Source organism: Mangrovibrevibacter kandeliae, from assembly GCF_024519155.1.
Lineage (GTDB): Bacteria > Pseudomonadota > Alphaproteobacteria > Rhizobiales > Rhizobiaceae > Mangrovibrevibacter > Mangrovibrevibacter kandeliae.
On sequence record NZ_JANIFJ010000009.1, the window covers coordinates 62,178 to 88,517 of the forward strand.

General features: G+C 69.4%; 26 protein-coding genes. 14 read left to right on the forward strand and 12 right to left on the reverse strand.

The features are described 5' to 3' along the window. Positions 1 to 87: 87 nt before the first annotated feature. Both NPA30_RS18240 and NPA30_RS18245 read left to right on the forward strand, forming a co-directional pair. The gene (locus tag NPA30_RS18240; protein WP_256804231.1) at positions 88 to 465 is read left to right on the forward strand and encodes a CidA/LrgA family protein; all 378 of its coding nucleotides are present in this window, start codon (positions 88 to 90) and stop codon (positions 463 to 465) included. Further along, positions 462 to 1,190, forward strand: coding sequence for an LrgB family protein (locus NPA30_RS18245; protein ID WP_256804232.1), 729 nt, complete (start codon positions 462 to 464; stop codon positions 1,188 to 1,190). The genes NPA30_RS18240 and NPA30_RS18245 overlap by 4 nt, the downstream gene beginning before the upstream one ends. 117 nt (positions 1,191 to 1,307) lie before the next feature. On the opposite strand, the gene NPA30_RS18250 is transcribed toward NPA30_RS18245, so the two are convergent. Then, positions 1,308 to 1,757 (reverse strand): GatB/YqeY domain-containing protein, encoded by a 450-nt coding sequence (locus tag NPA30_RS18250; protein ID WP_256804233.1) that lies wholly within the window; start codon positions 1,755 to 1,757, stop codon positions 1,308 to 1,310. A gap of 314 nt (positions 1,758 to 2,071) precedes the next feature. Here NPA30_RS18250 and carA point away from each other — a divergent pair, with 314 nt between their 5' ends. From carA to NPA30_RS18275, 5 genes are all read left to right on the forward strand, one after another. After that, positions 2,072 to 3,253, forward strand: coding sequence for a glutamine-hydrolyzing carbamoyl-phosphate synthase small subunit (carA, locus tag NPA30_RS18255; RefSeq protein WP_256804235.1), 1,182 nt, complete (start codon positions 2,072 to 2,074; stop codon positions 3,251 to 3,253). A gap of 209 nt (positions 3,254 to 3,462) precedes the next feature. Next, positions 3,463 to 3,816 carry a helix-turn-helix domain-containing protein gene (locus NPA30_RS18260; protein WP_256804236.1) on the forward strand — a complete coding sequence of 118 codons (354 nt, stop codon included), beginning with the start codon at positions 3,463 to 3,465 and terminating at the stop codon, positions 3,814 to 3,816. A gap of 218 nt (positions 3,817 to 4,034) precedes the next feature. Then, positions 4,035 to 7,466 carry a carbamoyl-phosphate synthase large subunit gene (gene carB, locus NPA30_RS18265; RefSeq protein ID WP_256804237.1) on the forward strand — a complete coding sequence of 1,144 codons (3,432 nt, stop codon included), beginning with the start codon at positions 4,035 to 4,037 and terminating at the stop codon, positions 7,464 to 7,466. A 156-nt stretch (positions 7,467 to 7,622) separates the two neighbouring features. Beyond that, positions 7,623 to 8,096 (forward strand): transcription elongation factor GreA, encoded by a 474-nt coding sequence (greA, locus tag NPA30_RS18270; RefSeq protein WP_256804238.1) that lies wholly within the window; start codon positions 7,623 to 7,625, stop codon positions 8,094 to 8,096. Positions 8,097 to 8,173: 77 nt separating this feature from the next. Then, positions 8,174 to 9,220 (forward strand): glycosyltransferase family 4 protein, encoded by a 1,047-nt coding sequence (locus tag NPA30_RS18275; protein WP_256804239.1) that lies wholly within the window; start codon positions 8,174 to 8,176, stop codon positions 9,218 to 9,220. Here NPA30_RS18275 and NPA30_RS18280 read toward each other — a convergent pair. Both NPA30_RS18280 and NPA30_RS18285 read right to left on the reverse strand, forming a co-directional pair. Then, positions 9,187 to 10,047 (reverse strand): glycosyltransferase family 25 protein, encoded by an 861-nt coding sequence (locus NPA30_RS18280; protein ID WP_256804240.1) that lies wholly within the window; start codon positions 10,045 to 10,047, stop codon positions 9,187 to 9,189. The genes NPA30_RS18275 and NPA30_RS18280 overlap by 34 nt on opposite strands. Then, complete coding sequence (locus NPA30_RS18285; protein WP_256804241.1) at positions 10,047 to 11,432, reverse strand: TrkH family potassium uptake protein; 1,386 nt, start codon at positions 11,430 to 11,432, stop codon at positions 10,047 to 10,049. The genes NPA30_RS18280 and NPA30_RS18285 overlap by 1 nt, the downstream gene beginning before the upstream one ends. A gap of 381 nt (positions 11,433 to 11,813) precedes the next feature. Between NPA30_RS18285 and trxB the strand changes: the two genes are divergently transcribed. The 4 genes from trxB (at position 11,814) to NPA30_RS18305 (ending at position 15,428) form a co-directional block, all read left to right on the forward strand. Continuing rightward, on the forward strand, positions 11,814 to 12,788 hold the full coding sequence (trxB, locus tag NPA30_RS18290) for a thioredoxin-disulfide reductase (protein WP_256804242.1): 975 nt from the start codon (positions 11,814 to 11,816) through the stop codon (positions 12,786 to 12,788). 101 nt (positions 12,789 to 12,889) lie between these two features. Beyond that, the gene (locus NPA30_RS18295) at positions 12,890 to 13,786 is read left to right on the forward strand and encodes a LysR family transcriptional regulator (protein WP_256804243.1); all 897 of its coding nucleotides are present in this window, start codon (positions 12,890 to 12,892) and stop codon (positions 13,784 to 13,786) included. Positions 13,787 to 13,978: 192 nt separating this feature from the next. After that, a complete protein-coding gene (locus NPA30_RS18300; protein ID WP_256804244.1) occupies positions 13,979 to 14,638 on the forward strand; it encodes a glutathione S-transferase family protein in 660 nt (219 codons plus the stop codon). Positions 14,639 to 14,726: 88 nt separating this feature from the next. Beyond that, positions 14,727 to 15,428 carry a glycoside hydrolase family 19 protein gene (locus NPA30_RS18305; RefSeq protein WP_256804245.1) on the forward strand — a complete coding sequence of 234 codons (702 nt, stop codon included), beginning with the start codon at positions 14,727 to 14,729 and terminating at the stop codon, positions 15,426 to 15,428. Positions 15,429 to 15,725: 297 nt separating this feature from the next. Here the strand turns inward: NPA30_RS18305 and NPA30_RS18310 are convergent, their stop codons facing one another. Both NPA30_RS18310 and NPA30_RS18315 read right to left on the reverse strand, forming a co-directional pair. After that, positions 15,726 to 16,928 (reverse strand): pyridoxal phosphate-dependent aminotransferase, encoded by a 1,203-nt coding sequence (locus NPA30_RS18310; protein ID WP_256804246.1) that lies wholly within the window; start codon positions 16,926 to 16,928, stop codon positions 15,726 to 15,728. A 121-nt stretch (positions 16,929 to 17,049) separates the two neighbouring features. Next, positions 17,050 to 17,523, reverse strand: coding sequence for a monooxygenase family protein (locus NPA30_RS18315; protein ID WP_256804247.1), 474 nt, complete (start codon positions 17,521 to 17,523; stop codon positions 17,050 to 17,052). A gap of 62 nt (positions 17,524 to 17,585) precedes the next feature. On the opposite strand from NPA30_RS18315, the gene NPA30_RS18320 reads away from it, so the two are divergent. Continuing rightward, positions 17,586 to 18,146, forward strand: coding sequence for a TetR/AcrR family transcriptional regulator (locus NPA30_RS18320; protein ID WP_256804248.1), 561 nt, complete (start codon positions 17,586 to 17,588; stop codon positions 18,144 to 18,146). Between the two features lie 32 nt (positions 18,147 to 18,178). On the opposite strand, the gene NPA30_RS18325 is transcribed toward NPA30_RS18320, so the two are convergent. The 3 genes from NPA30_RS18325 to NPA30_RS18335 are packed head-to-tail and all read right to left on the reverse strand — an operon-like array spanning position 18,179 to position 20,993. Then, a complete protein-coding gene (locus NPA30_RS18325) occupies positions 18,179 to 19,129 on the reverse strand; it encodes a DUF5996 family protein (protein WP_256804249.1) in 951 nt (316 codons plus the stop codon). Positions 19,130 to 19,155: 26 nt separating this feature from the next. Continuing rightward, positions 19,156 to 20,535, reverse strand: a complete 1,380-nt coding sequence (locus NPA30_RS18330) for an FAD-containing oxidoreductase (protein WP_256804250.1) — start codon at positions 20,533 to 20,535, stop codon at positions 19,156 to 19,158. After that, positions 20,532 to 20,993, reverse strand: a complete 462-nt coding sequence (locus tag NPA30_RS18335) for a DUF4126 domain-containing protein (protein WP_256804251.1) — start codon at positions 20,991 to 20,993, stop codon at positions 20,532 to 20,534. The genes NPA30_RS18330 and NPA30_RS18335 overlap by 4 nt, the downstream gene beginning before the upstream one ends. 207 nt (positions 20,994 to 21,200) lie before the next feature. Here NPA30_RS18335 and NPA30_RS18340 point away from each other — a divergent pair, with 207 nt between their 5' ends. Further along, positions 21,201 to 21,818, forward strand: a complete 618-nt coding sequence (locus tag NPA30_RS18340; protein ID WP_256804252.1) for a glutathione S-transferase family protein — start codon at positions 21,201 to 21,203, stop codon at positions 21,816 to 21,818. A 3-nt stretch (positions 21,819 to 21,821) separates the two neighbouring features. Here the strand turns inward: NPA30_RS18340 and NPA30_RS18345 are convergent, their stop codons facing one another. Continuing rightward, complete coding sequence (locus NPA30_RS18345) at positions 21,822 to 22,724, reverse strand: LysR family transcriptional regulator (RefSeq protein ID WP_306228998.1); 903 nt, start codon at positions 22,722 to 22,724, stop codon at positions 21,822 to 21,824. 96 nt (positions 22,725 to 22,820) lie between these two features. On the opposite strand from NPA30_RS18345, the gene NPA30_RS18350 reads away from it, so the two are divergent. Next, the gene (locus NPA30_RS18350) at positions 22,821 to 23,855 is read left to right on the forward strand and encodes an aldo/keto reductase (protein ID WP_256804253.1); all 1,035 of its coding nucleotides are present in this window, start codon (positions 22,821 to 22,823) and stop codon (positions 23,853 to 23,855) included. Here NPA30_RS18350 and NPA30_RS18355 read toward each other — a convergent pair. From NPA30_RS18355 to NPA30_RS18365, 3 genes are all read right to left on the reverse strand, one after another. Beyond that, the gene (locus NPA30_RS18355; RefSeq protein ID WP_256804254.1) at positions 23,852 to 24,907 is read right to left on the reverse strand and encodes a mechanosensitive ion channel family protein; all 1,056 of its coding nucleotides are present in this window, start codon (positions 24,905 to 24,907) and stop codon (positions 23,852 to 23,854) included. The two genes, NPA30_RS18350 and NPA30_RS18355, sit on opposite strands and share 4 nt — an antisense overlap. An 81-nt stretch (positions 24,908 to 24,988) precedes the next feature. After that, positions 24,989 to 25,507, reverse strand: coding sequence for a superoxide dismutase family protein (locus tag NPA30_RS18360; RefSeq protein ID WP_256804255.1), 519 nt, complete (start codon positions 25,505 to 25,507; stop codon positions 24,989 to 24,991). A 125-nt stretch (positions 25,508 to 25,632) separates the two neighbouring features. After that, entirely contained in the window at positions 25,633 to 26,310 is a 678-nt protein-coding gene (locus NPA30_RS18365) for a TetR/AcrR family transcriptional regulator (RefSeq protein ID WP_256804256.1), read from the reverse strand. Between the last annotated feature and the right edge of the window lie 30 nt (positions 26,311 to 26,340).

Consider the following 26,340-nt stretch of genomic DNA (forward strand, 5'->3'; position numbering starts at 1 on the left):
CCCTGCGCCGCGCGCATACCAGCCGGCCGCCGATCCGCTTTAAGCTCGGCCCCCGCTTCTCCCCCCTTGCAGACCGGATGACACGCCATGCTCGCCGCCGTCACCGCCATCTTCGCCTGCCAGCTCGCCGGCGAGTCGATCGCCGCAGCGCTCGGCCTGCCGCTGCCGGGACCGGTGCTCGGCATGGTGTTCCTCTTTGCCTTCCTGGTCCTGCGCAGTGCGGTGCCGGAGGCGCTGGAGCGAGCCTCCTCGAGTCTTCTCTCGCATCTGACGCTGCTCTTCGTGCCGGCGAGCGTCGGCGTCATGGTGCATGTCGGCCGGATCGAGAAGGACATCGTGGTCATCCTCGCCGCAATCGTCGTCTCCACCTTCGCCACCATGATCGCCGCCGGCTGGACGCTGCAGGCGCTGACCCGCGGCAGCCGCAAGCCACCCGCCGATGCCGCGGTGGAGGCGCAGCCGTGAGCGAACCTCTCGCCGGGCTCGGCGACATCTGGGCCTACCTCGCCGCCAGTCCGCTGCTGGCGCTGACGCTCACCCTCGCGGCCTATCTCGTCGCCCTCGCCGTCTACCGGCGCAGCGGGCAGCTCGCGGTCCTGCATCCGCTGATCGTCTCGCTCGCGATCGTCGTCGGCGTTCTCGTGGCGACCGGCACGACCTACGACACCTACTTCGAGGGCGCGAAGTTCATCCACTTCCTGCTCGGCCCGGCGACGGTGGCGCTCGCGGTGCCGCTCTATCGCCAGTGGGATCGCATCCGCCGGCGGGCCCTGGCGATCGCCGTCGGCGTCGTCGCCGGATCGCTGACCGGCATCGCCACGACGCTCACCTGCGCCGAGCTCCTCGGCGCCGACCACGAGGTGCTGACGAGCCTTGCGCCGAAGTCGGTGACGACGCCGGTCGCGATGGGCATCGTGGAGAAGCTCGGCGGTCTGCCTTCGCTCGCCGCCGCCTTCGTGCTCATCACCGGCGTTCTCGGCGCCACCGTCGGCCCGGTCGTGCTGACGCTGGCCGGCGTCACCGACGAGCGGGCGCGCGGCTTCGGCCTCGGCACCGCCGCGCACGGTCTGGGCACCGCGCGCGCGCTCGGCGAGTCGGAGGCCGGCGGCGCCTTCGCGGGACTGGCGATGGGGCTGAACGCTCTCGTGACGGCGATTCTGCTGCCACTGATCTGGGCGTTCCTGTTCTGAGAAACGGGTTACGCGGCGGAAGGCGCAGCTTCGCCCGGCGTCGCGTCGTGCGCTCGCCCCCTCACCCCCTGCAATGCGAACACCATCGGCGTCTTCAATGCTGGCGGCCGCGCAGGATCACGTCAGGAGCGTCTTCACCACGGTGCTGGCCTTGCCGAAGTCCATCTGGCCGGGATAGCGCTCCTTCAGGGCGTTGATGCAGCGGCCGACGTCGCGCAGGCCCTTGGCGTCGGTGTCCTCGACCACCTGACGACAGGCCGCCTCCACCTCGCCGGCATCGAGCTGCGGCGGCAGGAAGCTGCGGATCACCTCGATCTCGTCCCGCTCCTCGGCCGCAAGTTCGCTGCGCCCCTCCGCCTCGTAGGCGGCTGCGGACTCCTTGCGCTGTGCGATCATCTTGAAGAGGACCTGCAGGATCTCGTCCTCGCCGAGCGGATCGCGCCCGGCGCTGCGATTGGCGAGATCGCGGTCCTTGATGGCGGCGTGGATCAGGCGGAGCATCGAGAGCCGGCACCTGTCCTCGCCCTTGCTCGCCTCACTCAATGCGTCCGCGAGTACTTCGCGCATGTCGTGCTTCCCGCAATGCCGAGCCGTCCGACACCCTGCGGCGACCGGACGACTGCGCACATCAGACTAGCTGTAATTTCGATCGCTGGAAATCGGCCGGCTTGCACGCCTTCACCCTGGAGCAAGCCCTGATGCTGCCGGACGAGGCGACGGTGATCTCCGCGATGCGCCCTCTTGCAGCGCAACGAGCCGGCCATGTAAGGGTTCGCTCATTCACACGCAAGCCACTTGCGCCGGCCGGCCGGCGCCGCGATATCACCATCACGCGACCGGTGGCACGCGCACGGCCCCGCACGACGACGACAGGTGACGAGATGACCCAAGCTTGGACGACCCGCAAACCGACGGCGCTCCTGGTGCTGGCCGACGGCACGGTGATCGAGGGCCAGGGTCTCGGCGCCACCGGCGCGATCGAGGGCGAGGTCTGCTTCAACACCGCCCTCACCGGCTACCAGGAGATCCTCACCGATCCCTCCTACGCCCGGCAGATCGTCACCTTCACCTTTCCTCATATCGGCAATGTCGGCGCCAATGCCGAGGACCTGGAAGACCTCCTTCCGGAGAAGTCCACGGGCGCGGTCGGCGCGATCTTCAAGGCCGACATCTCGGAGCACTCAAACTACCGCGCGGCCGGCGGACTGAACGACTGGCTGAAGGCGCGCGGCGTCATCGCGCTGTGCGGCATCGACACGCGAGCGCTGACCGTGCACATCCGCGAGAACGGCATGCCGAATGCGGTGATCGCCCATGCCGAGGACGGCGTCTTCGACGTGGAAGCCCTGAAGGCGCGCGCCAAGGCCTGGCCCGGCATCGTCGGCCTCGATCTCGCCAAGGACGCGGCGGGTCAGGACGTGACCGAGTGGGACGAGCGGCCCTGGGCGTGGAACGCCGGGTACGGCAAGGCCGGCAATCCGCGCTATACCGTGGTCGCCGTCGACTACGGCACCAAGCGCAACATCCTGCGGCTGATGGCCGGCCTCGGCGCGCGGGTCGTCGTGGTGCCGCCGACGGCGAGCGCCGAGGAGATTCTTGCCCACCAGCCGGACGGGGTCTTCCTGTCGAACGGCCCCGGTGATCCGGCGGCGACCGGCGAATACGCCGTGCCGACGATCCGGGCCTTGCTCGAAACCGGCGTGCCGATGTTCGGCATCTGCCTCGGTCATCAGATGCTGGCCCTCGCGCTCGGCGGCGAGACGCAGAAGATGCACCAGGGCCATCATGGCGCGAACCACCCGGTGAAGGACTTCACCACCGGCAAGGTCGAGATCGTGTCGATGAACCATGGCTTCGCCGTAGCGGCCAATTCGCTGCCGGACGGCGTGGAGGAGACCCACGTCTCGCTGTTCGACGGCTCCAACTGCGGGCTGCGGGTGAAGGATGCGCCGGTCTTCTCGGTGCAGCACCACCCCGAAGCGTCGCCCGGGCCGCAGGACTCGCACTACCTCTTCCAGCGCTTTTTCGATCTGATCGACGAGAGCAAGCGCAAGGCCGCCTGAGTCCGGCGCCCGGCGCGCCACGGGCACGCCTGCCTTCAGCGTGTTCTACTGTCCCCTGCTCACAACGGCAGCGGACGGGCCCGCCCGCCGGATCGACGCGCTCCGGGCCCGGCGAGCCGCCGGCGACGCCTATTTCACCTGCACGGCTGTGCAACTCTTGCCTGGCTAACGAAGGTCTGGAAAAGCCATCGGCAAGCGCGGTCCGCCTGTTGGACCGCGGCGCGGCGGCCCGCCGCGAAATGCATGTGCAGGGAGTGGATATGACGCCCGAAAGTTTTCGCGCCTGGCGCAAGTCGCTCGGCTGGAAGCAGAAAGACGCGGCCGAGAAGCTGGGCCTGAAGAAGCGTGTGATCCAGTACTACGAGAAGGGCAACCGCGACGGGAAGACGGTCGAGATCCCGAAAACGGTGGAACTCGCGTGCCTGGCGCTGGCGCTCGGCCTCGACAGCTATGACGGCCAGCCGGTGCCGCGCAATGCGCTGGCCGCCTCGAGCGAACCGGCGCCGGAGGCGGCCGCATCGGAATCAGCGGGCGCGAAGTCGGATGCGGAGGCGGCCGAATAGCCGGCCCTGCGGCCGGTGACGGGGCGGGTCGACCGGCATGTGCGCCCCCTCCGGCCCGGCCGCGATGTGATGCGGCTGCAGATTCCCGTCCGCGGGACTTTCGGGACGCGATGTCTTTCCCTATAAGCCGGCCTCAGCCTGAAAACAGCCTGCCAACCGCCGGACGCAGCACATGCGGCCGGTTTGTCGTGCGGGCAGCGCCGAGCGGAATCTGAGCCATGCCCAAACGCACCGACCTGCACACGATCCTGATCATCGGTGCGGGGCCGATCATCATCGGCCAGGCCTGCGAGTTCGACTATTCCGGCACCCAGGCCTGCAAGGCGCTGAAGGCCGAGGGCTACCGGATCGTTCTCGTCAACTCCAACCCGGCGACGATCATGACCGATCCCGATCTCGCCGACGCAACCTATGTCGAGCCGATCACGCCGGAGGTCGTCGCCAAGATCATCGCCAAGGAGCGGCCGGACGCGATCCTGCCGACGATGGGCGGCCAGACGGCGCTCAACACCGCGCTGTCGCTGAAGCGCATGGGCGTCCTCGACCGCTACGGCGTCGAGATGATCGGTGCCGACGCCGAGGCGATCGACAAGGCCGAGGATCGGGCCCTGTTCCGTGCCGCCATGGCCAAGATCGGGCTCGCCACGCCGCGCTCGCAGCTCGCCAATGCCAGCGACGCCAAGGCCGTCGACAAGCGGGCCCACGAAGACCGGCGGGCCGAGCTGATCCGGACGCTGCAGGACGACGGCGAGCGCGAGGCGAAGCTCGCTGCGCTGGAGCAGGAGTGGAACCTCGGCGAGGTCGATCGCAAGCAGCGCTACATGACCCGCGCGCTGGCCGCGGCGGCGGAGGGACTGGAAAGCGTCGGCCTGCCGGCGATCATCCGCCCGTCCTTCACGCTCGGCGGCACCGGCGGCGGCATCGCCTACAACCGCTCGGAGTTTTTCGAGATCGTCGAGCGGGGCCTCGATGCCTCGCCGACCACCGAGGTGCTGATCGAGGAGTCGGTGCTGGGCTGGAAGGAGTACGAGATGGAGGTCGTCCGCGACAAGGCGGACAACTGCATCATCGTCTGCTCGATCGAGAACATCGACCCGATGGGCGTCCACACCGGCGATTCGATCACCGTCGCCCCGGCCCTGACGCTCACCGACAAGGAATACCAGGTGATGCGCAACGCCTCGATCGCGGTGTTGCGCGAGATCGGCGTCGAAACGGGCGGCTCCAACGTGCAGTTCGCGGTCAATCCCGAGGACGGGCGGCTCGTCGTCATCGAGATGAACCCGCGCGTGTCGCGGTCCTCGGCGCTCGCGTCCAAGGCGACCGGCTTTCCGATCGCCAAGATCGCCGCCAAGCTCGCGGTCGGTTACACGCTGGACGAACTCGACAACGACATCACCGGCGGTGCGACGCCGGCCTCCTTCGAGCCGACGATCGACTACGTCGTCACCAAGATCCCCCGCTTCGCCTTCGAGAAGTTCCCCGGCGCCGAGCCGGTGCTGACCACGGCGATGAAGTCGGTCGGCGAGGTCATGGCGATCGGACGCACCTTCGAGGAGTCGCTGCAGAAGGCGCTGCGCGGGCTCGAGACCGGGCTCGACGGACTCGACGAGATCGAGATTCCGGGCCTTGGCGAGGACGACGACAAGAACGCGATCCGCGCCGCGCTCGGCACGCCGACGCCGGACCGGCTGCGCATGGTGGCGCAGGCGCTGCGCATGGGCTTCCCGCAGGATCAGGTGCATCAGTCCTGCAAGATCGATCCTTGGTTCATCTCGCGCATCGCCTCGATCATCGCGATGGAGGAACGGGTGCGCGAGCACGGCCTGCCGCAGGACGGCGAGAACCTGCGCCTCCTGAAGTCGCTCGGCTTCTCCGACGCACGGCTCGCCAGGCTGGTCGGGTGCGAGGAGGCCGAGGTGCGGGCGCTGCGCGACCGGCTCGACATCCACCCGGTCTACAAGCGCATCGACACCTGCGCGGCCGAATTCGCCTCGCCGACGCCCTACATGTACTCGACCTACGAAGCGCCCTTCGCCGGCGCGCTGCGCTCGGAGGCGGAGGTCTCGGACCGCCGCAAGGTGGTGATCCTCGGCGGCGGGCCGAACCGGATCGGCCAGGGCATCGAGTTCGACTATTGCTGCTGCCACGCCGCCTTTGCCCTGCAGGACGCAGGGTTCGAGGCGGTGATGGTCAACTGCAACCCGGAGACCGTCTCGACCGACTACGACACCTCGGACCGGCTCTACTTCGAGCCGCTGACGGTCGAGGACGTGCTCGAGATCCTGCGCGCCGAGCAGTCGAACGGCACGCTGCACGGGGTCATCGTCCAGTTCGGCGGGCAGACGCCGCTGAAGCTCGCCGCGGGCCTGCAGGAGGCGGGCATTCCGATCCTCGGCACGTCGCCGGACGCGATCGACCTTGCCGAGGACCGCGACCGATTCCAGAAGCTCCTCAACCAGCTGACCCTGAAGCAGCCGAACAACGGCATCGCCCGCTCGGTCGACGAGGCCCGCGCCATCGTCGCCTCGATCGGCTACCCGGTCGTCATCCGCCCGTCCTACGTGCTTGGCGGCCGGGCGATGGAGATCGTGCGCAACGAGACCCAGTTCGAGCGCTACATCAAGGAGGCCGTCGTCGTCTCCGGCAAGTCGCCGGTGCTGATCGACTCCTACCTGTCGGACGCGATCGAGGTGGACGTGGACTGCCTCAGCGACGGCGAGACCAGCTTCGTCGCCGGCATCATGGAGCACATCGAGGAGGCCGGCATCCATTCGGGCGACTCGGCCTGCTCGCTGCCGGTGCACTCCCTTTCGGAAGCGGTGGTCGACGAGCTCGAGCGTCAGACGCGCGAGATGGCGCTGGCACTGAAGGTCGGCGGCCTGATGAACGTCCAGTTCGCCATCAAGGACGCGGACATCTACGTGCTCGAGGTCAACCCGCGCGCTTCGCGCACGGTGCCGTTCGTCGCCAAGACGGTCGGCTCGCCGATCGCCAAGGTGGCGGCGCGCGTGATGGCCGGCGAGCGGCTCGACGACGCCTTTGCGGCCTATGGCGGCCGGCCCGAGCCGCGCAACCTCAAGCATGTGGCGGTGAAGGAGGCGGTCTTCCCCTTCGCTCGTTTTCCGGGCGTCGACACGCTGCTCGGGCCCGAGATGCGCTCGACCGGCGAGGTCATCGGCCTCGACACGAGCTATGCCGTCGCCTTTGCCAAGTCGCAGCTGGGCGCCGGCGTCGAGTTGCCGCGCGAGGGCACCGTCTTCGTCTCGGTCAAGGACAGCGACAAGCGGCGGGTGCTCGAGCCGGTGCGCCGGCTGGCCGAGCTCGGCTTCCGGGTGATCGCAACCGGCGGCACGCAGCGCTTCCTTGTCGATCAGGGGATTGCCGCCGACAAGATCAACAAGGTGCTTGAAGGCCGGCCACATATCGAGGATGCTATCCGCAATCGGCAGGTCCAGCTCGTCCTCAACACCACCGAGGGCGCCAAGGCCCTGTCCGATTCTCGCTCGATCCGGCGCGCCGCGCTGAACCACAAGGTGCCGTACTACACGACACTGGCGGGCATGGTGGCCGCGGCGGAGGCCATCGCGGCGCTGCGGGACGGCAGCCTTGAAGTGCGATCGCTCCAGTCCTACTTCACGGCCGCTTGAACGGGTGCCGACGGCCTGGATTCGTCGACGGGTCGGGCGCTGACGTGATCGACTGGTTCCGGGCCACCGCGTCCGGGGCCGGTTTGTTTTTACCCCGAGCTCATCGGGAACGCGCGAAAGGACTGCCGGCATCGGCCGGCGGCTAGAGGTGAAGGCATGGAAAAGGTTCCGATGACGAGCAACGGGTTCGACACCCTGCGCGAGGAGCTGCGCCGTCGTCAGCAGGAAGAGCGCCCGCGCATCATCCAGGCGATCTCCGAAGCCCGTGCCCATGGCGACCTCTCGGAGAACGCGGAGTATCACGCTGCCAAGGAGTCGCAGAGCCTCAACGAGGGCCGCATCGCCGAGCTCGAGGACCTGACGGCCCGTGCCGAGGTGATCGACGTGTCGAAGCTCTCGGGCTCGAAGATCAAGTTCGGTGCCACGGTGAAGCTCGTCGACGAGGACACCGAGGAGGAGCGGGTCTACCAGATCGTCGGCGAGCAGGAAGCCGACGTGAAGTCCGGCCGGATCTCCGTCAGCTCGCCGATCGCCCGCGCACTGATCGGCAAGTCCGAGGGCGACGTGGTCGAAGTGACGACGCCCGGCGGCTCGCGCTCCTACGAGGTGCTCGAGCTGCGCTGGGGCTGAGCCCGGCTCACCTTCGCCTTTCCGAGCGCGGACCTGCGAGGCCCGTGCCTCCCTACTGTTGAGCCGGTTTCGACGCGATGCAGCTTCGCGACATCGAGGTGATCGCGCCGAACTTCAAGCGCCGGCTCTCGGGCGTCACCTCCACCGTCGTCCAGCTCGTGCCGCTGCAGGCCAAGAGCCTCGGCATCGCGACGCTCGGACCTGGCCTGCCCGCCGATCTGCCGAAGCTGCGCTGGCGCCAGCTTCCCGGCCTGTGGCGCCGCCCGCGCCATCGGCCTTTCCGGATCTGGCATGCCCGACGCAACACCGAGATGCTGGCCGGCATCGTCTTGCGCGACGTCCTGCGCATGCCGCTGCGGCTTGTCTTTACCTCTGCGGCGCAACGCCGGCACACGGCCTGGACGCGCTTCCTGATCCGCCGCATGGACGCTGTGATCGCGACCTCGGCCCGCAGCGGCGCGTTCCTGAAGGTGCCGCACACGGTAAACCTTCACGGCATCGACCTCGACCGCTTTCGTCCCGCGGCGCCCGGTGAGCGCAGCGCTGCGACAGCAGGCGGCGAGCATATGGTCGGCTGCTCCGGACGGATCCGGCACCAGAAGGGCACCGACCTCTTTGTCCGCGCCATGATCGCGCTCCTGCCGCACCATCCCTGCTGGACGGCGGTGCTGACCGGCCGGACCACGCCCGAGCATGCCGGCTTCGAAGCGGGACTGCGCGCGGAGATCGAGCGGGCCGGCCTGTCCGAGCGCATCCGCTTCCTCGGCGAGGTCGACGACGTCGCCGCCTGGTTCCGCCGCTTCGATCTCTACGTCGCCCCGCCGCGCAACGAGGGCTTCGGCCTCACCCCGCTGGAGGCGATGGCCTCGGGCGCGCCGGTGGTGGCGAGCGATGCCGGCGCCTTTGCCGAGCTGATCGTCGAGGGCGTCACCGGCCGCGTGGTTCCCGTCGACGACGTCGCCGCGCTGACGGCAGCGATCGAGCCCTATCTTGCCGACGACGACCTGCGCCAGCGGGCGGCCGAGGCGGCGCTCGCGCATGCCCGTGCGACCTTCCCGCTGCAACGGGAGGCCGAGGGCATCCGTGCGGTCTACGAACGCGTCTGGGCCGAGGGCGCCGGCTGACCGGCAGGCGGCGCCGGGGCGGCTGCGTCGCGGATCGGCAGGGCCCGCCTGAACTCGTCTTCGTCAAAGGCCGGCATCCGGAACTCGGCATCGAGGAGGCGGCGCAGATGCAGGCTGGCCAGCGGCAGCTGCGCCGCCAGGCGGCGCGCTGCGAAGCGAGCGCCTTCGGCTTCCCGCATCGTGCTGCCGCGAAACGCCTGGATCTGGGTCGACACGACGATGCCGGGATCGATGCCGCGCGCCGCCAGCTTGTCGGCCTGCATGACGAGCGCCGGCTCGGCCTGGCCGACCTTGAGCTGTGCCACACCCCAGAGAAAGGCGTCGGCCGGCGCCGCATGCGTGTCGGCGATCGCCAGCAGCCGCGCCGCACCGTGCGGGCTCAGGAGGTAGGCCGCCGCACCCGCCTTGTCGCGCAGCAGCGGCCGCACGACGGCCGGGCCCGCCGCGACCGCTGCGCCCTTGCGCCGGAAGAACTTGCGCCGTTCGAAGTGCTCGAGCGTGATCGCATCATAGTCCCGGGGCAGGCGGGCCAAGACCTCCGGCAGGCGCGGCGACAGCACCGCGTCGTCCTCCAGGATGAGAAGGCCTTCGTCATCCGCCAGCGCGCGCGCCCATTGGGCGCGATGCGACAGGAAGGCCGCGACCTCGGCCGGATCGAGCGGCCGCTCCCACTGGCCGGAGAGCCGTTGCATGAGCGCCGGCTCGATGTCGCCCGGCTCCAGGGCCCGCGCCCGCTCCAGCCGCAGGCCGAGGCGCTCCCCCTGGCGCTCCATGAAGCGGCGCCGCTCCACCGCGCGATCCAGATTGATGAAGACGATGCCGACCATCAGTCGCGCCAGACCGCCGGGAACAGGAGGATCACGACCGTCACGAGTTCCAGCCGCCCCATAAGCATGACCGCCGAGAGCACCCAGAGGGCCGAGTTCGGCATGGTCGCGAAATTGCCGGACGGGCCGATCACCTGGCCGAGACCTGGGCCGACATTGGAGAGGGTCGTCAGCGTGCCGGTGAAGGCGGTGACGAAGTCGAGCCCGATCATGCCGAGCACCATGGTGCCGAGCAGCAGCGTCCCGAAATAGAGGAAGAAGAAGATCGTGACGTTCTGCAGGACCTCGACCGAGACCTCCTGCCGGCCGTAGCGGATGCGGCGCACGGCATGCGGACGGATCAGCCGGCGGAAGTTCGACTCGACGAGGAGGTACAGCATCACCAGCCGGTTCGCCTTGATGCCGCCGGTGGTCGAGCCGGCGCAGCCGCCGAGGAACATCGCCACGAAGAAGACCCCCACGGCGCCGGTCGACCAGGTCGAGTAGTCGTCCGAGACGAAGCCGGTCGTGCTGATCACCGAGACGAGATTGAAGGCCGAGGAGATGAGCGCCTCGCCAAAGGGGGTGTCGTTGGTCAGGCGCCGGGACACCGCGATGGCGAGGCTGAACGTCAGGCAGATCAGCAGGAACAGGCCGATCTGCGGATCGCTCCAGCGCTGGAAGCGGCGCGGCAGGAAGGCGCGGACATAGACCACGAAGGGCATCGAGCCGAGGATCATGAAGACCGTCGAGACGACGAGGATCCGGTCGCTGTTGAAGTAGCCCATCGAGGCGTCGCGGGTGGAGAAGCCGCCGGTCGAGATCGTCGCGAGCGCGTGGTTGATCGCGTCGAACGGGGTCATCCCGCAGAGGAAATAGGCGACGGCGCAGGAGGCCGTCAGCGCCACGTAGGCGGCGCTCAGCCCAGCCGCGAGCTGGCTGGCGCGCGGCAAGAGCTTGTCCGACTTGTCGGAGCTTTCCATCTGGAAGAGGGACAGGCCGCCCGCCTTCAGCGACGGAAGGATCAGGAGGCCCATCCCGACGATCCCGATGCCGCCGATGCCCTGCAGCATCGAGCGCCACATCAGGAGGCCGCGCGGCATGGTGTCGAGACCGACGAGCACGGTCGAGCCCGTGGTGGTGAGGCCCGACATCGCCTCGAAGAACGCGGCGGCATAGGTGATGTTGGCCGAGGAGAGATAGAGCGGCAGCCCGCCGACACCGGCGGCGGTGATCCAGACGCCGGTGACGAGCAGGAAGCCGAGCCGCGGGGTGAACTTCGGCCGCTCGCCGCGCGTGCCGACGGCGATCAGGAGGCAGACCGCCGCGGTGATCGCGCTCGAGCCGACGAACACGCTCCAGTCGGGATTGGCGCTCGCCGCGTCGATCAGCGCGGGAATCAGCATGCCGCCCGCGAGCACCAGGCCGAACAGCGAGCAGATATTGAAGACGGTCCTAAGAATGCCGATCCCCCGGGCCGGAGCGGCCGGTCAACGCCCTTGTCGAGCCGCAGGCGCGTGCGACGCGCTCGCCGCTCATCGGCGAACGCCCCGAGACCGGCGGCGCATGGACACCCTCTCTAGCCGAATGTCGGTGCGTGGTGAACAGCCGGTGCGCGCGCGTCATCGCGCAAAGGCCCGTCCCGCCGGTTCGCCGTCCCGCGCTTTGATGTGGATCGCCAGCCGGATTAGGGTCCGGAAGGGTTCAGTCGCCGACGGCCATGCTCTATTGAAGAGGATCGGGCCGGTCGCCATCTGCCGTCCGAATGCGCGAAGACGAGTATCGACATGACCCATCGCCACGCAGAAATCCTGATTCTGGGCTCCGGACCGGCCGGCTATACCGCCGCGATCTACGCTGCCCGCGCGATGATGAAGCCGATGCTCGTCGCCGGCCTGCAGGAGGGCGGCCAGCTCACCATCACCTCGGACGTCGAGAACTATCCGGGCTTTGCCGATCCCATCCAGGGCCCCTGGCTGATGGAGCAGATGAAGGCGCAGGCGATCCATGTCGGCACCGAAATGGTGTCGGACCTGATCGTCGAGGCCGATCTGTCGGTGCGCCCGTTCCGCCTGAAGGGCGACGGCGGCGACCTCTACACCTGCGACGCGCTGGTGGTGGCGACCGGTGCGCAGGCGAAGTGGCTCGGCCTCGAGAGCGAGGCCGCCTTCCAGGGCTTCGGCGTCTCGGCCTGCGCCACCTGCGACGGCTTCTTCTACCGCGGCAAGGACGTGGTCGTGGTCGGCGGCGGCAACACCGCGGTCGAAGAGGCGCTCTACCTCTCCCACATCGCCCGCACGGTGACCGTGGTGCATCGGCGCGAGGAGTTCCGGGCCGAGCGCATCCTGCGCAACCGGCTGATGGAAAAGGACAACGTCGAGGTCATCTGGAACGCGGAGGTCGCCGAGGTCGTCGGCGTGGAGAAGCCGCTGAAGTCGGTCACGGGCGTGAAGCTGCGCGACCGCGTCACCGGCGAGGTCTCCGAGCGCAGCGCCGACGGCGTCTTCGTCGCGATCGGCCACGCACCGGCGGTCGAGCTCTTCCATGGGCAGCTCGACATGAAGCCGTCCGGCTACCTCTGGGTCGAGCCGGGCTCGACGCGCACCTCGGTGCCGGGCGTCTTCGCGGCGGGCGACGTCGCCGACGACGTCTACCGCCAGGCCGTCACCGCCGCGGGCATGGGCTGCATGGCGGCGCTGGAGGCCGAGCGCTGGCTGGTGCTGACGCGACAGGACGAGGGGCAACGCGAAGCCGCCGAATAGGCAAAGCGCGATCCGATCGGCGCCGCCCCGGGGGTGGCGCCTTGTGCAGCGAGGGAGGTAGGGTCCGGACCGGCAGCGGCGGCGCGGACCCTAAGGCACGTATGGCGCTCGACTGGGACAAGCTGCGAATCTTCCATGCGGCGGCCGAGGCCGGCTCCTTCACCCATGCGGCGGACGAACTGAACCTGTCGCAGTCGGCGATCAGCCGTCAGGTCGCGGCGCTGGAGCAGGAAATCGGAGCGCCGCTCTTCCACCGCCACGCCCGGGGCCTCGTGCTCTCCGAGCAGGGGGAGCTTCTCTACCAGACGACCAGCGATGTGGTGAAGCGGCTGGAGACCGTGCGGCTGCAGCTCTCGGAGACCCGTGAGAAGCCGAGCGGCAAGCTGCGCGTCACCACCACGGTCGGCCTCGGCTCCGGCTGGCTGACCGAGCGCGCCAAGGAGTTTCTCGAGCTCTATCCCGAGGTCGAACTGCAGCTCGTCTTCGACAACGAGGAGATCGACCTGACGATGCGCAAGGCGGACGCGGCAATCCGCCTGCGCCAGCCGCAGCAGCCCGATCTCATCCAGCGCCGGCTGTTCACGGTGCATCTGCACGTTTACGCCGCGCCGTCCTACCTGCAGCGCTACGGCCAGCCCGAGACGATCGGCGACCTCGCCCAGCACCGGATCATCACCTTCGGCGAGCCGGCCCCGCCCTATCTGCGCAACCTCAACGTCCTCGAGACGATCGGCTCGCCCGAGGGCCAGGCGCGCAGCCCGATCCTGCAGATCAACAACCTGATGTCGATCAAGTCGGCGATCGAGAGCGGCATCGGCCTCGCGCTGCTGCCGGACTACATGATCGACAGCCAGTCGAAGCTCGTGAAGGTGCTGCCGGAGATCGACATGCCGACCTTCGACACCTACCTCGTCTACCCCGAGCAGTTGCGCAACGCGGCCAAGCTCAAGGTCTTCCGCGACTTCCTGATCTCCAAGGCCCGCACCTGGTCGTTCTGAGGCCTGCGTCGCAGCGCCGGATCGAACGCATTCGAGGTGGCGCGCCGGCTTTCGCCCCCTTGTGAAGACCTCTAGCTTGGCGCTGGTCCATTACCGGCACCGAACCGATGCTGCACGCCACTTCTGGGGCACCGGCCCTGCGTGACCTGCGCCGTCCGATCGGGCTGGCCATCTGGTGGCAGGGAGGTCCCCTTGAGTCTGCAGCTCTTCATTCACCCCTTCGCCTCCTACTGCTGGAAGGTGCTCATCGCGCTGAACGAGCAGGGGCTGAAGTTCGAGGTCCGGCTGCTCGACGGCAGCGATGCGCCGACCGGAGAGGAATTCGCCGAGCGCTGGCCGCTGCGCAAGATGCCCATCCTCGTCGATGCGGGGCGGACGGTGGTCGAGTCGACCATCATCATCGAGCACCTCGAACTGCATCACGCCGCCGAGCGTCGGCTGCTGCCGGCCGATGCGGCTGTTGCGCTCGACATCCGCCTGATGGACCGGATCTTCGACACTTACATTCACGCTCCGATGCAGGCGATCGTCGCCGATGCACTGCGCCCGGAGGGATCACGTGACGCTCTTGGGACCGCCCAGGCCAAGGCGACGCTGGCAACCGCCTATGCGTGGATCGAGGGCCGGCTGCAGGCGGGCGTCTGGGCTTGCGGCGAAAGCTTCACGCTTGCCGACTGTGCCGCCGCACCGGCCCTGTTCTACGCCGATTGGGTCTGCGCGATCCCGCCGGAACTGGCGCTGCTGCGGGACTATCGTCGGCGATTGCTCGCACGGCCCTCGGTCGCCCGCTGCGTCGAGGACGCCCGGCCGTTCCGCTCGCTGTTCCCGCTCGGCGCGCCGGATCGAGACTGAGGCTCCCAGCCGGCGGATAGGGGGTGACGGTTATCCCCGCCAGCCCCGGCTCTGTTCTCATGGACGGATCCGAAGCGGAGATCCCGCCATGCAGACCCGTCCCGCGTCACACGCCACGCTGTCCCGCGACACCCTCGCCAAGCTCGCGCCACGTCCGTCCGGCGCTGCGCGCCGGGCGGTGCATGCCGCCTATCTCGACGCGTTCACCTCCGAACGCGGGTGCGCGATCCTCGCTCGCTATGGCTTGTCCGACGCCCTGCCCCGCCTCGTCGCCTTCGTCGCGCAGGCGGCGCACGAGACGGGCGGCTTCACCGTCCTGCGGGAGTCGCTGACCTACACCAGCGTCGCGCGCCTTCGCGCGGTCTGGCCGAGCCGCACGCGCGCCCTCTCCGACACGACCATCCGCCGGACGCTTCTGCGCAATCCGGTGGCGCTCGGCGACTTCGCCTATGGCGGGCGGATGGGCAACCGCAAAGGCACCAGCGACGGGTACGACTTCCGCGGCGGCGGCGTCTTCCAGATCACCGGCCGCGACGGTTATCGCAGGGCCTCGGGCGATGCCGGCGTCGATCTCGAGGCGCATCCGGCCACCATCGAGGACCCGTACGTCTCTCTCCCCGCCGCCTGCGCTGCCTGGCAGCGGCTCGGCTGCAACGCCCTCGCCGATGCCGGCGCCTTCATCCGCATCGGCCGGGGAATCAACCGGGGCAATATCGACGCGCGCAGTGCGGCGGTCGGTGAGGCGGAACGGATCGCGCTGTGGCGGACGCTTCAGGCGCTGACGGCCTGACGAGCGGCGGCTGTATACGAGCATGGCGATGATCCGCGAAGGTTGCATGCATGGCATGCATGGCTGGCATGACCTCCATGCTCTGTCCTCCTCGCAGGGCAGCCTTATAAATCGATCTTAGTCGGTCGTGGACGTACCTCCTCCCACTGTCCTGGCCGACTGTTTCCTCCCAAGGGTTTGCTAATGCAAATTCTTCACTGAGCCGGGCCACGTGCCCGGCTTTTTTTTCGCGCCCCTCGCAGCGGTTGCCGAGGCGCGCCGGAGGACGGCAGCGATGCCGCCGCCCCCGTCACGCGATTACCTCAGGCTGCCGCAGAACCGCTGGATGCGGGTGCAGGCTTCCTCCAGAAGCGCGTCCGAGGTGGCGTAGGAGATGCGGAAGTTCGGGCCGAGGCCGAAGGCCGAGCCGTGCACCACCGCCACGCCCTCGGCTTCGAGCAGTTCGGTGACGAAGTCCTCGTCGGTCTCGATCACCTTGCCGGCCTCGGTGCGCTTGCCGATCAGCCCCTCGCAGGACGGATAGACGTAGAAGGCGCCCTCCGGCGTCGGGCACTTGATGCCGCTCGCCTGGTTCAGCATCGAGACCACGAGGTCACGGCGGCCCTGGAAGATCTCGCGGTTCCTCGGGATGAAGTCCTGCGTGCCGGTCAGGGCCTCGACGGCCGCCCACTGCGCGATCGAGCAGGCGCCGGAGGTCTGCTGGCCCTGGATCATGTCCATCGCCTTGATGAGGTTCAGCGGGCCCGCGGCATAGCCGATGCGCCAGCCGGTCATCGCGTAGGCCTTGGAGACGCCGTTGACCGTCAGCGTGCGGTCGTAGAGCGCCGGCTCGACCTGGGCGGGCGTGGTGAAGGTGAAGTCGCCATAGACGAGGTGCTCGTACATGTCGTCGGTCAGCACCCACACGTGCGGGTGGCGCACCAGCACGTCGGTCAGCGCCTTCAACTCCTCATAGGTGTAGGCCGCGCCGGTCGGGTTGGACGGGGAGTTGAACAGGAACCACTTGGTGCGCGGCGTGATCGCCGCCTCCAGCGCCGCCGCCGTCACCTTGAAGTCGTCCTCGATCCGCGCCTCGATGAACACCGAGGTGCCGTTGCAGATCGCCACCATCTCCGGGTAGCTGACCCAGTAGGGTGCGGGGATGATCACCTCGTCGCCGGGGTTCAGGGTCGCCATGAAGGCGTTGAACAGAACCTGCTTGCCACCGGTGCCGACGATCGTCTGCGCTGCGGTGTAGTCGAGGCCGTTCTCGCGCTTGAACTTCTGGGCGATCGCCTCGCGCAGCTGCGGAATGCCGGAGATTGGCGTGTACTTGGTCTCGCCGCGGTTGATCGCGGCGATCGCCGCCTGCTTGATGTTCTCCGGCGTGTCGAAATCCGGCTCGCCGGCGCCGAGCCCGATGACGTCGCGGCCCTTCGCCTTCAGATCGCGCGCCTTCTGGGAGACGGCGATGGTGGCGGACGGCTTCACGCGGTCGAGGGCGGCGGCAAGGAATGCCATTGGATCAGACTCCGGTGGTAGTGGGCGCTTGGCGGCCCACTGCCGCAAAGCGCGCGGGACGGTAGTCCCCTCCCCGCCGGGGCGCAAGGTCGCGGGCCAGGCCGAAGCGGCATGGCTGCCGTCAGGCCACCTCGCGCTCCATCCCGCCCCGCAGTCGGCCACGCGCCGACAGGAAGGGGCCGACCGGACGGCGCTCCGGCGCGAAGCGGGCAAGCCCGACGGGGCTCGGCATGTCGACATACACGGCCTCGATGCCGCGCCGGGCCGAATAGGTCTCGTGCCAGAACCCGGCGCCGCCGCTGTCGCGCAGGAAGTCGCGCCACCAGGCGGCATGAGGTTCGCTGCGGGTGAAGCGCTCGAGGCTGTCGAGGTCGCGCCAGTACTGCCGCATCCCGAGGTGGTTCCAGCCGAACAGCAGTTGCTCGTGGCCGAGGAGTCCGTCGGGCGGCGCGCCCTGGATCTGTGCGAGGCCCCTGCCGATGCCGAGCATCGAGACGAGGCCGCGCAGCGTGCGGACCTTCAGGCCGAGGATGACCACGACGAGATCGGGGTACGCGGTGAGATCGACGGACTGACGGTTGACGCGGTCTTGCATGACGCACCTCGCGACGTGTTTATGCCGTAAACATCGCTCGTTTTGTGTACGGTGTAAACAGAATGGCGACGAGCCCCAGCGATCTGCGCGAACGGCTGTTGGAGACGGCCCTCGAACTGCTCGAGGACGGGACCTCCGATCTCTCCCTGCGCGCGGTCGCGCGCGCGGCAGGTGTCTCGGCGATGGCGCCCTATCGCCACTTTCCGGACAAGGCGAGCCTGCTCGACGCTGTCGCCGCGCGAGGCTTCGCGCTCCTGCGCAAAAGCCTCCTCGCGGCCGATGCCGCCCCCGTTCCGGCGGAGGCGCTGGTCGCGCAGGGTCTTGCCTATGTGGCCTTCGCCCGCGCGCACCCCTCGCTGTTCCGGCTGATGTTTGCCGGCGACGCCCGGCCCCCCGGCAAGACGGCCGTCGCCGACCCCGGCGCCTTCGACATCCTCGCGAACCGGGTCGCCTCGCTGGCGCCCGCCGGGATTCCGGCCGCGACGCTCGCCTGCTGGTCGCTGGTGCACGGCCTCGCGACGCTGTCGCTCGACGGCCGCCTGGCCGCGGTCGACCATGAACGGGAGCGTCGGGCCCTTGTGTTGCTGGTGAGCGCGCTGACCGGTTCGACCGCGGCTGCGTGAATCCGGACGGCTGCACGGCCGGTGGAGAGGCGTCAGGACGAGGCCAGCGGTGTCGCCCGGCGCGGCCGCCCGGGGAGGCCACGCTCGCACTCGATCAGCGCCCTGTCCCAGCCACCGAGGTCGGCCGCAGCACGGTAGGCGCTGTTGAGGAAGGCGAGAAGTGCGGCGTCGGGATCCGGCGCGTTCCGCACGGCGCCATAGGGCAGGATCCATTCCCGCAGCTCCGCATGGAAGAACGCGGCCTCCGGCGCCAGCCGAGCCGCCTCATAGCCCGCCGGTGCCGGATAGGCATAGGCGTAGAACGCCGGCTCGTCGACGCCGCCGCCGCCCGGCCAGAAGCCGACCGAAGCGACCTCGCGATCATAGGCCTCCACCGCCACCGCATCCGGCAGCGCCGGCACGCCGCCCGGATGGCGCGGTGCGGCGCGACCGGAAAAGCGCGTGACGGCGAGATCGAAGCTGCCCCAGAACAGGTGCACCGGGCTCGACTTGCCGAGAAAGCCGGTGCGGTAGGTCTCGAAGACGCGGCTGGCGCAGACCGTCGCGCGGAAAAAGCGCGTCACCGCCTCGGCATCATACGGGCGGGGCGCATGATCGTCGGCGAAGGGCACCGGATCCGGCCGCTCGTTCGGCATTCCGTCGAAGCGGGCATTGCCCCCGAGCCGGGCGATCATCGCGCGGAACTCGCCGTAAAAGCCGGCGACGCTCATCGGGCGCAGCGGGATCGTGGCCTCGCCGCCGTCGCCGCTGCGGCCGATCACCCTGTGCGCGAGGAGATCGAACTCGATGTCGATCCCCGGCCCGTCCGGGATCAAGGGCGTGCGCCAGCCGCGCGGGCCGACCTGAAACGTCGCGTGCCAGGAGTGATTGACCCACGGGGTCCGCGCCAGCCGGTACTTGCCGGCAACCTGCAGATAGAGATGCAGCGCCGCGCAGCTGTCGCGCCAGCTCGGCGTGTCGAGCTCGGGCCAGTGCTGCACCATGCCTCTCTCCTCCGCTTCGCCGCGCCTCAGCCGGGTGGTCCGAGTTCGCCGAAGATCGTCGGGATCAGCTCGGAGACGGTCGGATGGATCGGCACCGCCAGCCGCATCGCCTCCGCCGAGCCGCCGACGCTCATCATGTCGAGAACGCCGTGCACCGCCTCGTCGCCGCCCGGCCCGAGGATCGCCGCGCCGAGGATTTCCTGCGTCGCGGCGTCGACCACGACCTTCATCAAGCCTTGCGTCTCGCCCTTCTCGACGGCGCGCCCCACTCGGGTCATCGGCCGCTGCCCGACGCGGACGGACCGCCCCTGCTCGCGCGCCTCGCGCTCGGTCATCCCGACGCGGCCGAGCGGCGGGTCGGTGTAGAGGGCGTAGGCCGGCAGCCGGTCCGTGACGCGGCGATCGCCGCCGTCCAGGAGGTTGGCCGCGACGATCTCGAAGTCGTTATAGGAGGTGTGCGTGAAGGCGCCCCGCCCGTTGCAGTCGCCGAGGGCGAAGATGCCGTCGACACTCGTGCGCAGCCCGTCGTCGACGGTGACGTAGCCGCGCGCGTCCACCGCGACCCCCGCCCGGTCGAGACCGAGATCTTCGGTGTTCGGCCGCCGCCCCACCGCCAGGAGGACGTGCGAGCCGACGACTTCGGGCTCACCCTGCGTGCAGTCGACCCCGACCCGGATCCCGCCACCGCCGCGCGCGAAGCGGATGCACTCGGCGCCGGTGCGGATCGCGACGCCCTCGGCCGCCAGGACCCCCTCGATCGCTGCGGACACGTCCTCGTCCTCCCGGGCGACCAGCCGCGGCGCCTTTTCGACGATGGTGACGGCGCTGCCGAGGCGGCGGAAGATCTGGCCGAATTCCAGGCCGATATAGCTGCCGCCGACGACGATGAGGTGCTCGGGCAGCACGTTTAGCGCCAGCAGCTCGACGTTCGTCAGCACCGTCACGTCGCCGATGCCGGGAAGCTCGGGCACCGCCGCCCGCGTGCCGACGTTCAGGAAGATCTGCGGCGCGGCGAGGACGTCGCCGTCGACCTCCACCTCGTGCGCCGAGCGAAACCGCGCGTGGCCGCGGATCAGCGTGCAGTTCGCCATTCCGGCGACCCAGCTCTCGACGCCGGCGCGGGAATCGCCGGAGATCCGGCGCTGCCGGGCCTGCACGGCCGCGAAGTCGATGCCGACAGGGCCGTCGATCGCCACGCCGAAGTCGGCGCCACGACGGGCGAGATGCGCGGCATGGGCGCTCGCCACCATCGCCTTGGTCGGCGTGCAGCCGGTGTTGACGCAGGTTCCGCCGAGCGCGGCGCGCTCGATCAGCGCCACCCGCCCGCCGGCGGCCGACAGGCGCCCGGCGAGCGGAATGCCCGCCTGCCCCGCGCCGATGACGATCGCGTCGAAGTCGCCGCTCATCCGGCTGCAGAGACGATCAAGGCGGCGCCGACGATCGCGACGGCATCCTCGATCAGGGCCGCCGGCCGGTCGTTGTGGAAGCGCGCCGCGAGCCATCCGCGCGCCGCGGCCCCGCCGAGCGTCCCGATGATCGCACCCAGCGCCCCGGCCACGAGACCGCCGACGAGGCTGCCGCCCGCCGTGCCGAGAACCGCGCCGCAGAAGGCACCCGAGACGATGCGACCGCCGAACTGCACCGGCACCTTTCGGCTCGGCGTCTGCGGCAGCTGGTCGGTGACGAACTCGCCGAGCGCGAGGACGGTGAAGATCCAGGGGGTGATCGTCGCTCCCAGGAAGGACGCCCAGCTGTCGCCGACGGCGATGTGCCCCAGCGCGGCGCCCCAGCTGACGGCGGCAGGCGCCGTCATCGACCGCAGGCCTGCAATGATGCCCATGAAAAATGCCAGAACGAGAAGCATGCACACGTCCCTCACCCGACCATTCCATAGTGCCACGGCGGGTGACGATAGGACAGGGGGCACGTTCCGGACCGCGTATCCGAGACGGCGGTCAGCCGCGAGCGCGCACTGGCATGAGCGAGCCTGATGGATGGGGTCAGCCGAATGAATTGGACGGCGTCGCAGGGCCTCCGGCACCATCGGGGGATCGAGATGACGGAGGCGGCGATGATCACCATCTGGGGCATGCAGGACTCGGGCAACTGCTACAAGCCGCGCCTCCTGATGGCGCTGACCGGTCGCCCGTTTCGGCACCGCGGGATCTCGACGCTCGACGGCTCGACCCGCACCGAGGCGTGGCTCGCCAAGAACCCGGCCGGCCAGGCGCCGCTGCTCGAGCTGGAGGATGGCCGGCTGCTGCCGGAATCGAACGCCATCCTCTGCTTCCTCGGCGAGGGCACGGCCTTCGTGCCCGGCGATCCGTTCGAGCGGGCGACGATGCTGCGCTGGATGTTCTTCGAGCAGAACGCGCACGAGGTGACCGTGGCCGTGCGCCGCTCCCTCCACGTCTACCCGCACCGCCGGGCGGCGGCGAGCGAGGAGCGGCTGCGCCTGACACTGGAAGGCGGCCGCGCCGCACTCGCGGTGATGGAGCGCCATCTGGCCGCGCAGGCCTTCTTCGGCGGCGAGCGGCCGAGCCTCGCCGACATCGCGCTCTATCCTTACACCAGCAGCGCGCATGAGGGCGGCTTCGACCTCGGCCCGCTGCCGGCGGTGCGCAGCTGGCTCGCACGGATCGAGGCGCTGCCCGGCTACCAGCCGAAGAGCTGGCGGCCGCAGGACTAGGCCTCAGTCCACGCGGCCATGGCGGGCGAGATAGTCGATGACCGCACGGACACGGATAGGCAGGATGCCACCGCGCCCGACATAGACCGCCGAGAAAGCCTCGGGCTCGCTGGTCCGCAGATCGGGGAACAGGGGAACGAGGCGGCCGGCCTCCATGTCCGCGCGCACGGTGAACGCCGCCAGACGCGCGACACCGATCCCGGCCAGCGCCAAATGCCGCAAGCCTTCGCCGTCGCTGATCCGCAGCCGGCCACCGGCCGCGATCGTGTCGCCTTTCGAGGACGTGCTCCAGCCTTCCACCCGCCGCCGATAGGCGAAGCCGAGCCGTTCGTGCCCGGCAAGCTCGGCGAGACTGCCGGGCATTCCGGCCCGCGCCAGGTAACCGGGTGAGGCGACGAGGCAGAGCGGCGAGCTGCCGAGAGCACGGGAGAAGAGGCTGGAATCGTCGAGACCGCCCGCCCGGATGGCGATGTCGGTCCGGTCCGCGACGAGATCCACCACCCGGTCCGTCTGGTCGATCTCGATCTGGATGCGCGGGTAGGCCGCCAGGAGACCCGCGAGGAGCGGCGCCATCACGTGCGTCATGTAGGAGGCGCTCGTGCTGATGCGCACCCGGCCCGACGGCGTCCCACCTCCGGACGCGATCTCCTCGGCCTCCTGCAGGTCCTGCAGGATCCGCACCGTGCGCTCGTGCAGCGCCGCACCCTCCGCGGTGATCGTCGTCCGTCGCGTCGAGCGCATCACGAGGCGGGAATCGAGCCGCTGCTCGAGGCGGGCGACGAGCTTGCTGACGGCGGACGGGGTGAGGCCGAGCGTGCGCGCCGCCGGCGAAAACCCGCCCTCCGCCACCACGCGCGCGAAGACCTCGAGCTCGCGCAGCCGGTCGGAGCGGCTCACTTGTGCCATGCCGTCACAGATCCTATTCCGGCTCGCAGTCTACGGCACAGGCGCGATCGCCTCTACCCTGCAATGACGATCCCTGCCTCTTCCATAGGTCCCATCATGCAGTACCGCCTTCTCGGCGCCTCCGGCCTTCGCGTTCCCGCTCTCAGCTTCGGCGCCGGCACCTTCGGCGGCACCGGTCCGCTCTTCTCCGCCTGGGGCCGCACGGAGGCGGACGAGGCGCGGCGGCTGGTCGACGTCTGCCTCGACGCGGGGGTCAACCTCTTCGACACCGCCGACGTCTATTCCGACGGCCGTTCGGAGGAGGTTCTCGGCGCGGCGATCCAGGGCCGGCGCGACGACGTGCTCCTGTGCTCGAAGACTTCGCTGCCCACCGGGGCCGGGCCGAACGAGGCCGGCGCTTCGCGGCATCGCCTGATCCGCGCGGTCGAGGCGCAGCTGCGCCGGCTCGGCACCGATCACCTCGACATCCTGATCCTGCATGCCCACGACGCCGCAACGCCCGCCGAAGAGGTCATGCAGACGCTCGACACGCTCGTGCGCTCGGGAAAGGTCCGCTACACCGGCGTCTCCAATTTCGCCGGCTGGCAGATCATGCGCCAGCTCGCGGTGGCCGACCGCCGCGGCTATGCGCGTCACGTGGTGGATCAGGTCTACTACTCCCTCGTCGGCCGCGACTACGAATGGGAGCTGATGCCGCTCGGCGCGGCCGAAGGCCTCGGCGCGATGGTCTGGAGCCCGCTCGGATGGGGCCGCCTCACCGGCAAGATCCGACGCGACCGGCCGCTTCCCGAAGGCAGCCGGCTGCATGCGACCGAAGGCTTCGCGCCGCCGGTCGAGCGGGAGCATCTCTTCGACGTCGTCGACGTTCTGGTGGCGATCGCCGACGAGACCGGTCACAGCGTGCCGCAGCTCGCGCTCGCCTGGCTCCTCGCGCGCCCGACCGTCTCGACGGTGGTGATGGGGGCTCGAAACGAGACGCAGCTGCGCGACAATCTCGGCGCGCTCGATGTGCGCCTGACGCCCGAGCAGATGACCCGCCTCGATCGGGTCAGTGCCAAGCCGGCGCCGTATCCGCATTTTCCTTATCGCCAGCAGGAGGGCTTCGCGCGCCTCTCGCCGCCCCTCGTCTAGCCGTCAGTGCTCGTCTCGCCTCTCGGCTCCCGTGCGTCCATGCCGCGGCGCGCCGGGCGCGGCGGCTCCCGGTCGGCCGGCCGCGGCCAGCCCTCGCGCTGGCGGCCGCGCACGCCGTCCGTCTCCTCGGTCTGGTCGTGGAACAGCAGCACCTGCGTGTCGAAGGGCATGTCGATGCCGGCCGCATCGAGCGCGTGCTTGATCGCCTCCAGCACCCGCGCCTGGGTGTGCACCACGTCGGTGCGCACCGAATGCGTCCACCAGCGCACCCGCAGGTTCACGGTCGACGTGGCGAGATCCCAGACCAGCACCTCCGGCTTCGGCTCGGCTTCGACGCCCTGCAGGTTTTCGATCGCCGTGAGGATGACCTGCCGCGCCGTCTCGATGTCGTCGCCATAGCCGATCCCGACATCGTACTGCGACCGCCGCTTCTCGTGCGCCGTGTTGACGGTGACCGCGTTCGAATAGACGTCGGCATTGGGGATGATCACCTGCCGCCCGTCATAGGTGGTGATGATCGTCGCCCGCGTCTCGATCCATTCGACCTTGCCCTCGAACCCTTTGACCACGATCTGGTCGCCGACCTTGAAGGGCTGGCGGATCAGGAGCAGCAGCCCGGCGAGCCAGTTCTGCAGGATGTCCTTGAAGGCGAAGCCGATCGCCACCGACCCGACGCCGAGCCCGGCGAGCAGGTCGCCCGGATTGAGCGAGGGTATGACGATCGTCAGCGCCAGCAGGGTTCCAAACAGGATCACGATCCAGGTCAGGAAGGAGCCGAGCACGTCGCCGAGATTGTCGCGCTCGCGCCGCTTGGCCCAGCGCTCGAAACCGCGTCCGAGCAGCCAGCCGATCAGGCAGAAGATGACGAGCACCACGAGGGCGACCACGATGTTCGGCAGAAGCTTCTGGAAGCCGACGATCCAGCTCTCGAGCTTGCCCAGCGCGAAGGCCGGGTCGATCTTCACCGCTTCGCTGACCGTGTCGGGGGCACCCGGCGGCGGAGTGACGGCATCCGGTGCGGACGTCGCGGTCTGTGCAAGGGCGGTGGCCATTCAATGCTTCTCTCGGAGAACGCAAAACGGCCGCCGGAACGCGGCGGCCGTCGATCTGCTGCTGCAACAACGTCGGGTGACTTAGGGCGCGGCGTAGACCACGCCACAGGCGATGCGGTCGCCGGACGCGCCGGAGGGCTGCGAGCCGTAGTCGTCAGCTCCGGCATGGATGACCAGCGCCGTACCGTCGGCGTCGTCGAGGGGCGCCTCGCCGCCGGTGAGGGCGATCTGCATGTTCACGTGATCGAACTTCGCCCGGCCGTCGACAGCCGCGAAGTTCGGCATGTCGCCAGCGTGAATGCCGTCCGCCGACATGTAGCCGTGTGCGTGTTCGGTGGGGTTGTAGTGACCGCCTGCCGACTCGAAGTTGCCGTCGCAGCGACCCGTCTGGTGGAAGTGGATGGCGTGTTCGCCGTCTGGCAGCCCGGACAGGTCGTTGCGCACGAGGACGCCGTGCGGGGTCTGCGTCAGCGTCGCCGTACCGGCGCTTGAGCCGTCCTGCATCTTCATGTCGACGGTGACGCCTTCGCTTGCCGGGTTCTGCGCGAGAGCGGGGCTCGCGAGCAGGAGAGCGAGGGCAGAGAGAGCGAATTGGTTCATGAAGGCCTCCAGTTCGGCTGGGACTGCCGCCTCGCCCGGTGAGGCGGGTTCTCTCGCGCCAACGTCACCTCACCGGATGCCGTTGCGTCACGAGGCCGTGACGCCGGTCCACCTTGTGCCGGCCGTCACGTCTGCTGCGGCCCGTCCGATCCAGCAGGCGCAGGACCGAACAAGAGGTCGAGATAGCCTTCGAACACGGCTGCGACGTCCAACGGAGAGGCTCGACCGAAGAGGTTGTTCCAGAGCGCTGACAGGATTGCCGGAGCGACGAAGATGATCGGCAGCCGCGACAGCGCGTCCGACCGCACCTCGCCGCGCCGCTCGGCGCGACGCGCGTAGATACGCACCAGGCGCAGGACAGGCACGATGACGGTCTCGTGGTAGGTATCGGCCACCGCGGGAAACTGCGGCCCCTCACGCGCCATCAGATAGAGGATGCCGAAGCGGCCGCTCGCCTGCAGCTCGCGCAGGATCGGCGGCACCGTGCGCAGGAGGAAAGCCCGGGTCGGCTCGTCCGGCCGCGGCCGGCCGATCCGGCGGCGCCCCCCGGTTTCGGTCAGGACGCCACGCAGCACGTCGGCGAACAGGGACTCCTTGTCCTTGAAGTGCAGGTAGGTGGTCCCCTTCGCGAGCCCGGCCGCGGCAGCGACGTCGCTCATCCGTGTCGCCTTGAAGCCACGCTCCAGGAACAGCGCCAGAGCCGCCTGCACCAGCGCCTGCCGCGTCGCTGCCGTGCGATCCGGCCGCGCCGCCGTGCCCCCGTCAGCCGCAGGAGCGGCCGGTTCTCTCGCATCCTCTGCCATCGCCTGTCCTACCACGACATGACCGGCGGG